At 64.3% G+C, this 13,915-nt stretch carries 16 protein-coding genes; 12 read left to right on the top strand and 4 right to left on the bottom strand.

From position 1 onward, the window contains the following. The first annotated feature begins 220 nt into the window (after positions 1-220). Both ACFVHY_RS24220 and ACFVHY_RS24225 read left to right on the top strand, forming a co-directional pair. Positions 221-1,309 carry a DUF1524 domain-containing protein gene (locus tag ACFVHY_RS24220; RefSeq protein ID WP_390275895.1) on the top strand — a complete coding sequence of 363 codons (1,089 nt, stop codon included), beginning with the start codon at positions 221-223 and terminating at the stop codon, positions 1,307-1,309. A gap of 22 nt (positions 1,310-1,331) precedes the next feature. After that, the gene (locus ACFVHY_RS24225; RefSeq protein ID WP_390275896.1) at positions 1,332-1,664 is read left to right on the top strand and encodes a hypothetical protein; all 333 of its coding nucleotides are present in this window, start codon (positions 1,332-1,334) and stop codon (positions 1,662-1,664) included. A 45-nt stretch (positions 1,665-1,709) separates the two neighbouring features. Here ACFVHY_RS24225 and ACFVHY_RS24230 read toward each other — a convergent pair whose 3' ends face one another. Continuing rightward, positions 1,710-1,943 carry a hypothetical protein gene (locus tag ACFVHY_RS24230; protein WP_390275897.1) on the bottom strand — a complete coding sequence of 78 codons (234 nt, stop codon included), beginning with the start codon at positions 1,941-1,943 and terminating at the stop codon, positions 1,710-1,712. Between the two features lie 404 nt (positions 1,944-2,347). On the opposite strand from ACFVHY_RS24230, the gene ACFVHY_RS24235 reads away from it, so the two are divergent. The 7 genes from ACFVHY_RS24235 (at position 2,348) to ACFVHY_RS24265 (ending at position 9,783) form a co-directional block, all read left to right on the top strand. Beyond that, entirely contained in the window at positions 2,348-2,950 is a 603-nt protein-coding gene (locus tag ACFVHY_RS24235) for an MspA family porin (RefSeq protein WP_390275918.1), read from the top strand. 824 nt (positions 2,951-3,774) lie between these two features. Beyond that, positions 3,775-4,032 carry a hypothetical protein gene (locus tag ACFVHY_RS24240; RefSeq protein ID WP_390275898.1) on the top strand — a complete coding sequence of 86 codons (258 nt, stop codon included), beginning with the start codon at positions 3,775-3,777 and terminating at the stop codon, positions 4,030-4,032. Between the two features lie 32 nt (positions 4,033-4,064). After that, positions 4,065-4,508: a hypothetical protein gene (locus tag ACFVHY_RS24245; RefSeq protein ID WP_390275899.1), complete on the top strand. Its 444-nt coding sequence runs from the start codon at positions 4,065-4,067 to the stop codon at positions 4,506-4,508. Positions 4,509-5,812: 1,304 nt separating this feature from the next. Beyond that, the gene (gene murJ, locus ACFVHY_RS24250; RefSeq protein WP_390275901.1) at positions 5,813-7,405 is read left to right on the top strand and encodes a murein biosynthesis integral membrane protein MurJ; all 1,593 of its coding nucleotides are present in this window, start codon (positions 5,813-5,815) and stop codon (positions 7,403-7,405) included. Positions 7,406-7,682: 277 nt separating this feature from the next. After that, the gene (locus ACFVHY_RS24255; protein WP_390275903.1) at positions 7,683-8,069 is read left to right on the top strand and encodes an SMP-30/gluconolactonase/LRE family protein; all 387 of its coding nucleotides are present in this window, start codon (positions 7,683-7,685) and stop codon (positions 8,067-8,069) included. Then, positions 8,066-8,623, top strand: coding sequence for a hypothetical protein (locus ACFVHY_RS24260; protein ID WP_390275905.1), 558 nt, complete (start codon positions 8,066-8,068; stop codon positions 8,621-8,623). Before ACFVHY_RS24255 ends, ACFVHY_RS24260 begins: the two co-directional genes overlap by 4 nt. A 755-nt stretch (positions 8,624-9,378) precedes the next feature. After that, positions 9,379-9,783, top strand: a complete 405-nt coding sequence (locus ACFVHY_RS24265) for a hypothetical protein (protein WP_390275907.1) — start codon at positions 9,379-9,381, stop codon at positions 9,781-9,783. A gap of 49 nt (positions 9,784-9,832) precedes the next feature. Here ACFVHY_RS24265 and ACFVHY_RS24270 read toward each other — a convergent pair whose 3' ends face one another. From ACFVHY_RS24270 to ACFVHY_RS24280, 3 genes are all read right to left on the bottom strand, one after another. Beyond that, positions 9,833-10,585, bottom strand: coding sequence for a hypothetical protein (locus ACFVHY_RS24270; protein ID WP_390275909.1), 753 nt, complete (start codon positions 10,583-10,585; stop codon positions 9,833-9,835). 482 nt (positions 10,586-11,067) lie between these two features. Further along, complete coding sequence (locus ACFVHY_RS24275) at positions 11,068-11,706, bottom strand: hypothetical protein (RefSeq protein ID WP_390275910.1); 639 nt, start codon at positions 11,704-11,706, stop codon at positions 11,068-11,070. Positions 11,707-11,717: 11 nt separating this feature from the next. Next, the gene (locus ACFVHY_RS24280; protein WP_390275912.1) at positions 11,718-12,407 is read right to left on the bottom strand and encodes a helicase associated domain-containing protein; all 690 of its coding nucleotides are present in this window, start codon (positions 12,405-12,407) and stop codon (positions 11,718-11,720) included. A gap of 148 nt (positions 12,408-12,555) precedes the next feature. On the opposite strand from ACFVHY_RS24280, the gene ACFVHY_RS24285 reads away from it, so the two are divergent. The 3 genes from ACFVHY_RS24285 to ACFVHY_RS24295 form a co-directional block, all read left to right on the top strand. Next, positions 12,556-12,948 (top strand): hypothetical protein, encoded by a 393-nt coding sequence (locus ACFVHY_RS24285; protein ID WP_006902536.1) that lies wholly within the window; start codon positions 12,556-12,558, stop codon positions 12,946-12,948. Beyond that, positions 12,945-13,697 carry an RES domain-containing protein gene (locus tag ACFVHY_RS24290; protein ID WP_390275914.1) on the top strand — a complete coding sequence of 251 codons (753 nt, stop codon included), beginning with the start codon at positions 12,945-12,947 and terminating at the stop codon, positions 13,695-13,697. The genes ACFVHY_RS24285 and ACFVHY_RS24290 overlap by 4 nt, the downstream gene beginning before the upstream one ends. Next, on the top strand, positions 13,682-13,915 hold a 234-nt coding region (locus ACFVHY_RS24295; protein WP_390275916.1), incomplete at its 3' end, for a helicase associated domain-containing protein. The genes ACFVHY_RS24290 and ACFVHY_RS24295, both read left to right, overlap by 16 nt.

Below are 13,915 nucleotides of genomic sequence, written 5' to 3' on the forward strand. Positions count from 1 at the left end.
GCGCGAGGCCGCTCCTGATCCGACCGAAGACCCACGGAGCTGAGGCAACGGATTCAAAGCCCGTGCAGTGTCAGTTCGAGTCTGAGCGAAGGCACCGAAGCAAACGTGGGACGGGATTGTCCGGTTTCGTAACGATGTCCGAGTGGGTTGCTATAGGTAGTTGACATTCGATCGGCCAGTGCGTGCCGGTCGCCGCTTGTGTGAAAGGCTCTCCCGCTCAATGGCTATGCCCCCGCTCCCCCCTGCCGTCTCCTCGTCGGAGTCGCCGGCCACCCCTTCACCTCGCAGGACTCGCACGCGGGTCTTGGTCGGCAGCTTCGCGGCTGTGGTGGCCCTGGCGCTGGGAGCGTGCGGGACCACCGACACCACTGCGGAGAAGGTGGCCGACACCTCGACCCTGCCTGCGGCGACGACGTCCACGGCCGCGACGTCGTCGGAGGTGTCGCTGCCCACCGCGACACCGGTGGTCACGGTGTCGGCGGCGCCGGCTGCGAACAAGGCGCTGGCCACGCTGGACACCCTCGAGGTGAAGGGTCGCGCACCCAAGACCGGGTATGACCGTGCCCTGTTCGGGCAGGCCTGGACCGATGACGTAAACGTCGACAGCGGCCACAACGGCTGCGACACCCGCAACGACATCCTGCGCCGCGACCTCACCAACATCATGCTCAAGCCCGGCTCGAACAGCTGCGCAGTGCAGTCCGGAACACTCGCCGACCCCTACACCGGCACCACCATCCCATTCGTGCGTGGACCCCAGACCTCGTCGGCGGTGCAGATCGACCACGTCGTCGCGCTGTCGGATGCATGGCAGAAGGGCGCCCAACAGCTCTCCGCGGCTCAGCGAGCGGACTTCGCCAACGATCCGCGCAACCTGCAAGCCACCGACGGCCCCACCAACCAGCAGAAGGGCGACGGTGACGCCGCGACCTGGCTGCCGCCGAACCGCTCCTACCGCTGCACCTACGTCGCCCGTCAAGTCGAGGTCAAAGCCGCCTACCAGCTGTGGGTGACCCAGGCCGAGAAGGACGCCGTCACCCGCATCCTCGGTAGCTGCGGCGCCGCGGTGCCGGCACCGACGACCCGCCAGGTCCCCAACACCCGCACCTCGACAGCGACACCGATCCCGGAACCGACCTACACCCCGCCGACGACCACCTACACCCCACCTGCGGCTGAGGCACCCTCATCGGCCTACTACGCCAACTGCTCCGAGGCCCGCGCCGCGGGCGCCGCACCGGTCTACGCCGGCCAACCCGGTTACAGCAGCAAGCTCGACCGCGACGGCGACGGCGTGGGCTGCGAATAGCGCTGATCTACACTGCGAGAACATGGCTCAATTGAAAGTCGACCTGTTCACGACGGCGTTGGTTGCCGACCGTCTGGCGGCCGCTCTGACGTCGGTGATTGGCCGACCGGTAGAACTTCCTACCATCACGACGTCGAGGGCGGTAGCGGCCGAAACCTTGGTCGCGCAGTGGGAGACTGAGAATGTGGGCCGCGCACCGGATGAATCGCGGCATGCACGTGAACTGAGCTGGCTGCTCGTTTCAGAGACCGACGCAGCCGCTGCTGAGGCCGCTGTCCGAGAGCATCTGACAGCCCTCGACGAAGGTCAGCAACGAAGCGAGACTCCCTGGATGACCGCAGTCCTCAGCGATTAGACCGCGCTGCCAGCCCCGGCGGCGCTTGCTGCGCCACCGGCGTGGCTACCGAGGCACCACAACCCCTGGCGGTAGTTCGTACTCGGCGAGGATCACCGCGTCGCCGTAGACGGGTGGGAAGTCGTCGCCGGGTGGTGGGACGGAGAACATGAGTTTGAGGAACAGGCCGGGGTCGGCTCCGTCGAAGGCGCGCAGGGAGATCCACGGCCGTGTGCCGAACGGGTCGTCGACGTGGCCGTCCCATCCGCCGAGCTGGTCGAGATAGATCCGAAGCGTCAACTCGTGATCGACGCACTGTCACCTAGCCAGACGAATATTGGGCGCGCGTGAGCTACGTCATATCCGTTGAAGTCGGTGGTACCGCAGTTCGGGGCTCTATTGGGCATTTCCGCTGTGTGCGCGAAATCTGTTCACAGTCCCAAGTCGAAGATGGGGCCCCGTCGGTGGCGCGTAGCGGGGAACCAAGCAGTTGTGAGGTGGCGCGTCGTGTGCCACTATTCTCGCCGTTCACCTTGTTGTGCCGAACACATAGTTTGTGATGTTGCAGTTCGGGCGTTCTGTCGAACTCGCAGCGCCGGGTCCCGCGTGCCGTCGCACGGTCGTGGGTGACGAAGGGTCGGGTCGGGATGTTGAAACGCAGTTGGTTGGTCGCGTCGTCGGTGTGTATTGCGCTGGCGGCGTTCATGTCTGGTACCGGGGTCAGTTCGGCCGCGCCGACGCCGTTGGCGACGAAGTACGACTCGCTGGTCACCGATGACGGTTGGAAGATCGAGTTGCGCGCCAGCGAGTTGGTCGTGAACCCGATGAGCAACATCGCCAACAGCTTTGCCTCGCGTGAGGGCTGGGTGTCGGCACGTGTCGGTGCCCTGATCACCCCGGCGAAGGGACGTCAACCGTCCCAGCCGGTGCAGTCTGCCGTGCTCGAGCAGTTCCTCGTCGTCGGGTGCCAGGTCGACGTCAGCGACGGGGCGACGTTCGGGTTCGGTTCGTCGATCGGACCGAGTGCGAACGTCACGATCAGCGGTGTTCCTGGCGTGACGGTCGGCGGGTCGGCGTCGGTGAGCCCGTCGATCTCAGCCAAGCTCAAGCCGGGCCGGATCACCGAGATCTCGTTGGGCAAGAAGACATTGCAGACCAACCGTGCCTCGATCCGCGCCAAGCGAGTCCACGTCAGGGTCGATGGCTGCGCGGGTCCGACGACGGTGCGCGTGATCGTGCGGTTCTCGACGTCGACACCGACCGCTGACGACACGATCAACATTCACTCCGCCCGTATGTGGCTCTAACCCAGCAGACGACGATCGGGGATCTAGACATGGGAGACATCCGTTTAACAGCCGGGATCGGGCACAAGCGATCCCTAGCCGCCGTGATTGTGGTGGCAGTGTCGGTTCTCGCCGTGCTAGGCACGCTGCTTGCGCCGGCTGATCCGGCAAACGCGGAAACACCAGCCGAGCGGTGTGCGCGTGAGACGGCCGCCTACAACAGTGCGTGGGCGCAGGCATGGGCGGCGTCGAATGGTCGCCCGGTATCAGAGGCGCCACCTCCACCAGTCCCGTATCAGTGCTTTGACCCAGGTCCCTCGACAACGCCGAGCACATCGATGCCATCAGTAGAAGCCCCGGGGCTCCCGACGACAAGCGAGACCGCGACTCCTGGCGGGCCCGTAATCGGCGGACACGCGCCGACTGACATCCCCGCACCAAACTCGACGTCAACACCTATAGTTCCGATCCCGCCACTACGTGACATTCCGGGTCGCCGGGAAGCGGTAGGGCCATGCAGCATCACCACATGCAAGCAGTGGAGTCACACGTACAGTGCAGAGACCACGAAGAACATGTGGACGGTCTACAAGAACGGCGGACTGATAGCTGGCAATACAGGCTGCGCTCTACTCGGTGCGCCGTTCGGTGTAGTCACGAGCATCGTTGGCGCCGGAGTGTGCCAGCTCGTGCTCTCGTCGGCGTTTAACAGCACACCAAGCCTCCCCGAGGGAGCTCAACTCCACTTGACGGTGACGTACTCCGTGTTCGGAGCATCCGTTGATCGTGACAAGACCTATCTGATCGTCCCCGGTCAAGCGGTGCCGGCGGAGTAGGGCGTAGACATGATCGAGTACTTCGCCGGCACAACAATCGGCGTCGCAACCGTATACCTGCTGTTCTGGCTAGTGCGTTCCGAACGAGAGATCGCTGGAGGGGTCGCGATCGCAATAGTTGCCAGTACGATCGTGGCAAGTGTGGTCGCCGTTGCACTGGTTACGCTCCTTGTTGCAGATCCGGTCGTCGATGTTCTGAACGGTCTCATCACGGGAATCTGCATCGGTATCATCTCGCGGGTGGCAGGGAGTTTTGCAAAGCGATGAGAACCACCAAGTTCGCAAACAGGAGTCTTTCGATGAAGTTCAACGCGTTGCGGCCTATCGCAAAACTTTCGGTCGTCGTCGTTGCAGTGATAACTATTGCTCTTGCTGCGTGGGCAATGGAATCTTCTGACAAGAGAACCACAGCGCAGGCTGCGCCCGCACTCAGCACGGCAGACCAGATGGTCCTGTTGCAGATGACGGCAAAACGCTTTTATCAGTCGGCCTACTCGGGTAACGCGCAGGACGTCTATACGTTGCTGACATCACGATGCCAGATGAAGACACCTCTAGACGCGCTAACCGAGGCGATTCCGAGTGCGCCACTCACAGATCCGGCCGACTGGAAATACTTCACAGAGCCTGTGGGTAAGCGCGTCAGTCCAGCGATAGTGACACCATTTTCTCGAGACAAAGTCGAGGGTAAAGAGACTCAGTGGTCGTTGGTCGGAAACACGTGGCGGATAGACACCTGCTGAGGTAATACCAATCATTGGCAGTACGGTGGACAAATTCAGCGCGGCGGTCCTGATGGATCGCTTGGTCGAGTGGTGAGATCGGCGATAGCGGCTGCGAGATTGCGTACATCATCGGGATTCTTGTCACACCGGAGCCGCGATCGGAACACCCTCATTCGTGACCGACAGCCAGTCGGTATGACACACATCCGCGAGACCCGTTGTCTCTCAGCCTGATACGTGTATCGATACTAGATATGTATGACGTTTCCCCAGGAAGGTAGGCATTATGTTCCTCGCGTCCACTGAGCACGATGTCTATGCTGCGCTCAATCGTTACCAGCAGGCCAAGTCGCGAGGTTCGCGGCGCGACATCCTCGCGTCGCTCACGCCGGATTCGCCTCAGCGATAGTTCTATGCCGGTTCCGACGAGGGCTTCGACATCAAGCGGAAAGCGCTGAACGTCGCAAAGTATCGCCTCGAGTTCATCGAGCGGCGTGACCTGGGGTTGAGGGTGCGACGCGACGTTCTTCGCGGACTCGGCTGAGACCTGAACCGACACTTCGGATGACGGATCGTTGCACACCCGTATCCGGCCGGAATTTCTCATCGAGGTCAAGCGAGGTGTCGACGGCGCGTTGTTGGTCCACGACGTCGTCAGTGAACGCCGCCAGTCCGACCGCGAGCTCGGTATGAAGGTTCCGGGCCAGCCAAACTGAGTTCCAGATAGTCTCGAATGCTGCCCTGGAGCGTCCTTGGATCTTCACACAACAGGAGTTCGGGATGAGATGTAGCCACCTCGACGGCCCTGCGTGCTCGTGCACGCGGTTGTCGATGGGTCGCAATGTGCGCACCTCAACCCTGCCCATAACCACGTCCAGATGGTGGGCGATCCTCGCGATCCTCCTTGTTGGTGCCCCACCCGTGGTGAGTTGCTCAACCCCAGCCGATACCGTCGTCCCGCCGTCAGCGACACAAACCGAGTTGGCGCTGGCTCGACAGGGGTTAGCAGTACGCGAGTGCACAAAAGCGTTTCACCATCAACACGCTCACTCCGAAGACGTGGGGTTGGCGAACTGGACTGACGGCGGATGGCACCCCGACCCCAGTGGGGCCACGCAAGGATACTGGGTGTACACAGCCGAGGTAAGTCCTCACCTGCACGAGAAGCGTGAGATCCAGTGCAAGTTGTCCAAGCTCGCCACGGGGCAGTTTTCGGCGAAGATACTCATCTGAACCGGTGAGGCTGTCGTCCCAGATGATCATCGAGACTGACGGCGCGTGTTTGTGCAGACGTTGCTGTTCCGTGGCGGGATGATGGCGGGATGAGTTCGCAGGCGTTTTCAGCCGGTCGGGTGGCGGTGGCGACTGCGGCGTCGCGTGTGACTGGGTTTGTGCGTACGGTCGTGCTGGCCGGCATTCTGGGGGCTTCTGCGGTCGCTGATGCCTACAACGGCGCGAACACGTTCCCGAACATGGTGTATGCGGTGCTGCTGGGCGGGGTGTTGTCCAGCGTGGTGGTGCCGGTCCTTGCTCGATCCCGGCTTCGCGGCAGGGTCGATGACGAGGCGTTTGTTCAGCGGCTGCTGGTCGTATCGGTCCTCGGGATGCTGACGATCACTGCCTGTGTGGTGGCGGCGGCTCCGTGGATCGCCGGCGCGTTCGTTGCCGAAAGGCCACAACGCGACTTGGCCACTGCGTGGTCGTACATGTTCCTGCCTCAGGTGTTGTTCTATGGCGTGGCCGCCATGGCCACTGCGATCTTGCAGGTCCGGAATCGGTTCGGAGCGCCGGCGTGGGCGCCGGTGGTCAACAACGTGATCGTCATCGCCACCGTGGTTGTGTTCGTGGCGGTCCCTGGGCCCGCGGTCCTCACCCCGAGCACGATCAACAGCGCTCAGCTCGCCGTCCTGGGTGCCGGTACGACCCTGGGCATTATTGGACAGTCGCTGTGGTGCGTTGTACTTCTGCGTCGCAGCGGTTTCCGGTGGCGCTGGCGGGTCCGGCTGCTCCCATATACCTGGCGTCCGTTGGTTGTCGGCTCCTCGATGGCCGGCTGGGTGTTCGTCTACGTCGCCGCATCCCAGGTCGGGGTCGCAGTTGTCACCAGGGCGGCTTTCGACCACCAGAGTGTGTCGGCGTATACCTACGCCGACCTGTTGCTTCAGATGCCCTACGGCATCCTGGCGGTGTCGATTCTGACCGTGCTCACCCCGCGGATCGCGAACGCAGTCGCGGCCGATCACACCGCCACACTGCGCGCGCAACTACGAACAGGCGCACGCTATCTGCTGGCGCTGTCGATACCTGTGGCCGGCGCGCTGGCCGTCTTCGCACCCACCGCCGCCACCCTCGTGTTTGTCGGCAACATTGATTCCGAGCAAGCGCGCCAGATCGGCCAGGCCGTCGCCGCCAGCGCCTTCGGACTTCCCTTTCTCGCGCTGGTGATGCTGCAACTGCGGGTGTTCTACGGGCAGGGTGACACCCGCACGCCCGCGCTGATCAATGTGGCCATGGTGTCGGTCAAGGTGTCAGCCATCACCGTAGGCATACACGCACTCAACGGGATTCCCGTCGTTGTGGTCCTCTGCGCCAGCGGAGCACTGTCGTACCTCGTCGGCGCGGTGGCCGGGCACCTGATCCTGCGCCATCGCTTCGGACTCCTCGGATTCCGTCGAGTCGCTGAAACCTCCGCCCGGGCCGGGCTTCTCACCCTCTGCGCAGCCGTCTCAGCGCTCGGGACGATGTGGGCCGCCGACCAGAGCAGTCCAACCACCGACACAGTCATCACCAACATCCTCACGCTGGGTGCCGGCACCCTCCTCAGCACCTGCGTCTTCGCCTATCTCCTACGGATAGTGCGCATTCCCGAGGTCACCCACGCCGGTCGCCTCGCGATGCGCCTGGCCAGCCGATGAGATGCCGACAGAGACTAGAGCCCAACGCCATTGTGGGCACCTGGCCGACGGGTCATCCAGGTTCGGGCAGACCACCGCCCGCTGCGACCCCGACCGCGGGCAGGACCTGGACGGGACGACCTCCTGTTTACACTTCGTGGTCGTGCCCCAGCTGAAACCGGGACTCTCCCCTGCGCGGCGGGAGATTCAACCTCCGAATGGTGATCTGCACCTGTCCGAGCTACCTCGGACGGCCGAACTGCATACGCTCGGCGCAGGAACCACCGAGGACGTGGTGGTGGGCCTGGATAGGGCGCTGATCTACGGCGTCACTGGTGGTGAGATCGTTCGAGTCGACCCTTCCACTGGGCGACGGAGCACCTTCGCGGACACCGGTGGTCGGCCGCTGGGCCTGGAGGTGTGCGACGACGGTCGACTGATCGTGTGCGATGCGCACAAGGGGCTGCTGCGAGTGGAGCAGTCCACGGGCGCGGTGGAAACGCTGGTCGACCAGATCGATGGCGTTCAGCTGCGGTTCTGCTCGAACGCCGCAACCGACCCGGGCGGCACGGTGTGGTTCACCGAGTCGACCGACCGGTTCGACTTCGAGCACTACATGGGTGTGCGCTGCTGGAGCACCGGCCGTCGGGACGGCTCTTCCGCCGCGACCCGGACGGGACCGTGACGACAGTCCTTGATGGCCTCCACTTCCCCAACGGGGTTGCCCTCGCACCAGATCAGCGCTCGTTGCTGTTCACCGAGACGGGCAACTACAGCCTGTCCCGGTTGTGGTTGACCGGTCCCCGTCAGGGCGAGGTCGAGGTGCTGCTGTCGAACATGCACGGGTTCCCCGACAACATGTCACGCTTCGCTGACGACCGATCGTGGATCGCGATCACCAACCCCCGCAACGCGACCCTCGATCGGTCAGCAACCTGGCCCGGATTCGTACGGTCAGCTATCTGGCAGCTGCCGGACATCATGCGGCCCAATCCTGAAACCATTGTGTGGGCGGTGTGCGTCGACCCCGACGGCCGGGTGGTCGATGAGGTGCGCGGCGTGCATCCCTCGTTCGACACCGCCACCGGCGCAGTCGAACACGCCGGCAAGCTGTACCTGGCGAGCGTCTGGCAGGACTCGCTACTGGCGATCGACCTCCGCCACAGAGACGCCCGGGAACTCACGACTCGTGTCGAGCATGCGAATGCGTTGTGGCGCAGCGAAACAGACAACCTGTGACGTGACGTCGGCCATGATGGAGCAGGCGGCGAGCTGCAATGAGTAGTGGCCATGCGCGGTTCGAGGCCGGGATCGCCCACCTGCACCGCACGCCGCTGAGCATGGTTCCAGCTCGCCGGCCCACGACGCCACGATCGACGGCATGACAATGAGTATCAGGCGAAGATTCGTCCAAGTCCTGCTAGCTATCACCCTGGCCACGATGGTCGCCACGGGCTGCTCCGACTCCGAATGGACTACGGACCCATCGATAGAATCGCACCTGTCATCGACAGCTGTGACTGGGACTGGAGGGACGCCCGCAGATTACGGCGAGATCAGATTGGTGATCGAGCTGTCGGTTGACGCAATGCGTGAAGACGACAAGCCGGGGTTCGACAAAACCCAGTGCGCACGTTTCCGACCGTCAACACCCGTACCCTCCGGCCCGGATCGCTATAGCGGAGTGTTCGACGGGCTCTACGTGTAGCGAGTCGAGGACATCGACGTCGAAGGTGCGACAGCTACAGCCAAACTCACGACGAAGCAGGGTGAACAACTACGCACGCAGAACTTGAGTCTCGTGCGAGAAGCCGACCGCTGGGTTATGTGCTGAAGTGGGGATGACTTGCGCAGGATGCAGCGGCCCGAATATGCAGCGGGAGTCCGGGATGAGACACCACCACGACGACAACTCTGGTGTATTCGCGCACGAGGTTGCCGATGGAACTCAGTTGGCGTGGTCGGCGAGCCGAATCTCGATCGACTCGGAAGGGATGGTCACGCAGCGCCGGACCACGGTATCGGCGACTCGCTCTGCGCTGGAACAGACGATCGAGGACACGATCAGCGCTGCGGGCCGCGAACTGTCTGAAGTGCGGGTGACGGGGTTCGGGTACGACCTCCTATACAAGGACGGTCGCCGTGTTGAGTTCACCCTGACGCCGGTCTCGCAGGATTGGCGATGCCGTGACTGCGGGACTGAAACACGCGTCCTCGACGAGTACTACATGGTCGTCGACGATCTCTGGGCGATGGCCGTCTCGGCCGAAGACCGAGGCATCTACCTGTGCATCGGGTGCTTGGAGCATCGGATCGGGCGTCGGCTGGTGCGAGCCGACTTCGCCAAGCCCTCGGTTGACGGCCGAATCTCCGACAGCCTTCGCGACCGCACCCGGTAGCTGGACCGCGTCAGGTGGCGCGAGCGCCCGAGGCCGAGACACCAACCGGTCATGCCTGCCGACGCCGGCGCAAAGAGACTGTCGGCGTCGAAGCTATCGTAAAGTGCCGGTACCAGCGGCGCTCGAGCTCGAAGGCGACCACCAGCGCCACAAGCCCGACGCCGCCGAACACCACAAGGCTGTAGCTGCCGCCGACGGTGAGACCTACGTTGTAGGCGATTGCGATGGCGACAAGACCAGCGAGCACAGTCACGCTGGGCCACCGCCAATAAACCGCCGCCGCAGCCGCCACCCAAGGAAACATCGTCCAGATCCCGATGTGGCCAAGGTAGAGGGACGGGACCAGCCCTAGAATCACCAGCGCGAGCAACGCCCACGGCGTGGGAACCCGGAAGTATCGCATTACTGTCACCGGGATCGCCACCACAAGCAGTTCTTCCGCCGTGATCCAGATGACGACATCGATCCAACCGGCCACAGCGTCGATACCAGCGCCATCGGTGGTGTCGATCAGTCCCCACTCACCGAGAACTCGTTCGAAGATGTCCGACGCGACGACCCCCAACAGGACCGCGCCCAGTGCTCCGACCACCACCGCAACCGGCGGCGTACGCGACGACCACGGCCAGCGTCGCAATGAAAACCACCAACCAGGACAGCGCGACACCGTGAGTGCGGCACCGACCGCAAACAGCATCCACAGCCATCCAATGACGTAGGTAAGCGCCGGCGACGACGGCACCACCCAGACTCGCCCGATCGGCCCCAACAGCCCCAAGATTGCCGCGTAGCCGAACAGCAAGACAGAGTATGCGGACGCAGTCGTTCCGAGAATGATCACTGCTTGGCCGCGGCGCGCACGCCGTAGTAGGCGATAGCGCGGCGAGTCCAGAGGACCTGTGTCGGCCTCTTCGACATCACTGCCTCCGCCGGCCACGTCTTTCGAGGATGAGCCAGGCGCCGACACCACAGCGCCAGTTCGCTGTGACTCCGGTGCTTGTGTGGTGGCTGGGCCGCTGGGCGCCGAGCCGCGAGACTGTCGGGCGATGTCGAGGGTTGTGCCAATTCCCAGGCCCACCACCCCGGCTAGGCACGCCCACACCGTTGACGCCGTGAATACGACTGCCGTGGACATCGCGGCGACCGCCTCGCGATTTATGCCCTGCCGCACTGCCTCGTAAAGCAGTTCGTCATATCCCGCAGCGAGGCTACCGACAAACAGCGGCACGCCGAGCGCAAATCCGGTTGTCAGCCCGGCGCCCAGCCACCATCCCCGGATGTTCCTCACCACCACCCCGCCCGCGCGGTGGGTGGAAGGAACTGTGGTGCTACTTCGGCGATTCCGTTCAACGCGTCCTGGACTCGCTGATGCAGGGCGACGCCTTCGGCCCGCCAGTACGCGGGGTCGACGCTCTCGCCTGCCCAGGCGTCGTTCCATGCGCGAAGATCATTAGCCAATGCCTGTTCCAGGCCGAGATTTTCCGGCTCCGCGGGATAGTTGTCGGTGAACGTTTCCCACAGGGGGCCGCCCACCCACTCGGGGAACATGCGAATCACGCGTAGTCCGTCGGGCAGAACCACCGGTTGCGAGTGCTGAGATCGGGCCGCCAAGTAGCGCAGCTGCATGTCCGTGCGGGCACGCCACTGGGCATACGATCTCGCAGCGATGCGGTAGTCATAGCCGTGCAACCACGTCAGAGTCGCGCCCGCTGAGGCGGTGTCAACGGTGGCTAGCGACCACAAAGCGCCCTGATCGGTGAAGTAATAGCCGGCATCGTCGATGACATCGGTGACATCGCAATCCCAGTAGTCGGTGATCTCGAGACGGTACTGCGATCCTTCAAAGACGAAGCCGAACAGCCGAAACCGCGCTTCGGCACCGTCCCAGTGCGCGCGGTACTCGGTGACCTCATCGTTCTTCATACGCGAACACGCTACTGTGGCCGCCCACAGCAGCGCCCGTCGACCGACCGATCACCGGATCGGCGAATATTCCACTGCCAGTCGAGGAATGCGGTTTCGAGCTGGGTGATTCGGTCGGTTGACAGTTGGCCCCGCCGGTACTCGGTGCGGCGTTTGGCCACCCAGGCGCCGATGGGAAATCCGTCGATTGTCGCGTGGCGGGGTGGCGAGCTGGTGCCGTGTGCGGTGACGTAGCGGTGCAGGTGGTCCAGGCCGACGTGGAACGGCGCTCGTGTCCGCAGGGTCCACTGCCAGTCGGGGAACTCAGCTTCGATCTGGCGGACGTGTTCGGGAGACATCTGTCCGGACCGGTACTCGGCTCGGCGACTGGCAATCCAGGTACCGATCGGGAAACCGTCAATCATGTCGGGCCGACGGGCGTTGCTGGTCCCCTCGGCAGCAACGTAGCGGCGGAGGTGGGTCAGGCCGGCAGCGAACGACGTCCGGGCGTTGGTCTTCCATTGCCAGTCGGGGAACTCGGACTCGAGTTGCGCGATCCGCTCCGCGGGCAAGACGCCACGGCGATAGTCCGTGCGGCGCGTGTTGACCCACCGCCCTATCGGAAATCCGTCGATGACGTCCTGCTGGCGGGGGTTGCTGGTGCCGTGCATGGCGACGTACCGATGTAGATGGGCGATACCCTGATCGAATCGGCTGGTCACGGTCACCTAGTGTGCCTGTCGTCCGGCGGACGGTCGACCACCCACCCGAAGTCTCACCACGACCACCAACGGGTCGCGGCGAGTATTACTTCTGGTGTCTAGCTGTCGCACGGCGTGGGATCTATACTGGGATCAAGAGGTGATCACCATGACAGCAGCGCATCCTCGGCCGGATTTGGCCGCCTATGCCGAAGCGGCACGTATGTCGCAGCCCGAACTCGTGGCTGCGTTGCGCGATCTGCTCGGCGCGAAGCTCGTGGCCTACCTGGGGCGGGTGAGCGAGACCCGGGCGGTGCGGCAGTGGGCTGAGGGTACCCGCACTATCGCCAACCACGACGACGTCGAACGGCTCCGGATCGCCTACCGCGCCGCCCGCCTGATCACCGAACGCGACACCCCCGCCGTCGCCCAAGCGTGGTTCCAGGGCCTCAACCCGGTCCTCGACGACCGGGCGCCGGCGTTGCTGTTGCGCGACGGCGAGCTCGCCGACGTCGGCCCCCAGGTGCTCAACGCTGCCCGCCAGTTCGCCGCGGTGGGATGAACCAACCCCGCACGTCGACGATCGGCACCCCCCACGGGCCGATCACCACCAGCATCCGGGCCGCCACGCCCATCTATCGGGTCGGGTACGCGCCGAGTCCGTGGGAGTGGACGCCGTGGGAGTACGCCACCGACGGCCGCTTCGCCGGCCGCTGGGACGACCCCGACGGGGTGTGGCGCACCCTGTACTGCGCCGGCACTCCCCTGGCCTGCTATCTCGAAGTCCTCGCGTTCGCCCGACCCAGCCCGCAACTGATCGCCGAGCTCTACGACATCGACGTCGACGACGAAGACGAGCAGGACTACCCCACGCTGCCACCCGGGCACGTCCCGCGATCGTGGTGCGAGGCACGAATGCTCGGCCACGCCACCCTGACCGGACGGTTCGCGGTGCCCGCCGCCCCGGACAGCCTCGCCACCATGCGGACGGTGTTTCGGCCGCTCGCGATCCGTTACGGGCTCGATGACCTCGACACCGCCGCGTTGCGGGACGGCCGCCCCCGGGGGCTCACCCAGGCCATCTCCCGCTGGCTCTACGCCCTCACCGACCACGGACACGCAGCGGTCGACGGGATCGAGTTCGACTCCCGCCACGGCGACCAGCTGCGGATGTGGGCGCTCTACGAACGCGCCGCCGACCCCGACATCAGCCCCCACATCGACGTTGTCGACCACTGCCCCATCGACGCCGCGGATCCACAACTGGGTCGCGCCCTGACCCTCCTCGGACTCGAGTGGACCCCTGCCTAGAACAGCCTGAAACAGGCAGTGCCGCACCACTGAACGAGCATGAGGCTAGCTCGACCAGCCGTGGTAACGCCTACGACCGTCTCTTCGACACCGGGATCGCCCACCTGCACCGCTACGCCGCCATGCACGGTTCCAGCTCACCACCCCGCGGCGCGACGATCGACGGGTTCGCGATCGGTCAGTGGGTTGTCAACCGCCGTGCCGAGTACCGGCGGGGC

The organism is Gordonia sp. NPDC127522, assembly GCF_042672305.1.
GTDB lineage: Bacteria > Actinomycetota > Actinomycetes > Mycobacteriales > Mycobacteriaceae > Gordonia > Gordonia hongkongensis.

Bases quoted from the DNA above. Each gene is read 5' to 3' on its own strand.
- ACFVHY_RS24220 (WP_390275895.1), top strand. From the start codon at position 221: ATGGCTATGCCCCCGCTCCCCCCTGCCGTCTCCTCGTCGGAGTCGCCG.
- ACFVHY_RS24225 (WP_390275896.1), top strand. From the start codon at position 1,332: ATGGCTCAATTGAAAGTCGACCTGTTCACGACGGCGTTGGTTGCCGAC.
- ACFVHY_RS24235 (WP_390275918.1), top strand. From the start codon at position 2,348: ATGTCTGGTACCGGGGTCAGTTCGGCCGCGCCGACGCCGTTGGCGACG.
- ACFVHY_RS24240 (WP_390275898.1), top strand. From the start codon at position 3,775: ATGATCGAGTACTTCGCCGGCACAACAATCGGCGTCGCAACCGTATAC.
- ACFVHY_RS24245 (WP_390275899.1), top strand. From the start codon at position 4,065: ATGAAGTTCAACGCGTTGCGGCCTATCGCAAAACTTTCGGTCGTCGTC.
- murJ (WP_390275901.1), top strand. From the start codon at position 5,813: ATGAGTTCGCAGGCGTTTTCAGCCGGTCGGGTGGCGGTGGCGACTGCG.
- ACFVHY_RS24265 (WP_390275907.1), top strand. From the start codon at position 9,379: ATGGTCACGCAGCGCCGGACCACGGTATCGGCGACTCGCTCTGCGCTG.
- ACFVHY_RS24275 (WP_390275910.1), bottom strand. From the start codon at position 11,706: ATGAAGAACGATGAGGTCACCGAGTACCGCGCGCACTGGGACGGTGCC.
- ACFVHY_RS24285 (WP_006902536.1), top strand. From the start codon at position 12,556: ATGACAGCAGCGCATCCTCGGCCGGATTTGGCCGCCTATGCCGAAGCG.
- ACFVHY_RS24290 (WP_390275914.1), top strand. From the start codon at position 12,945: ATGAACCAACCCCGCACGTCGACGATCGGCACCCCCCACGGGCCGATC.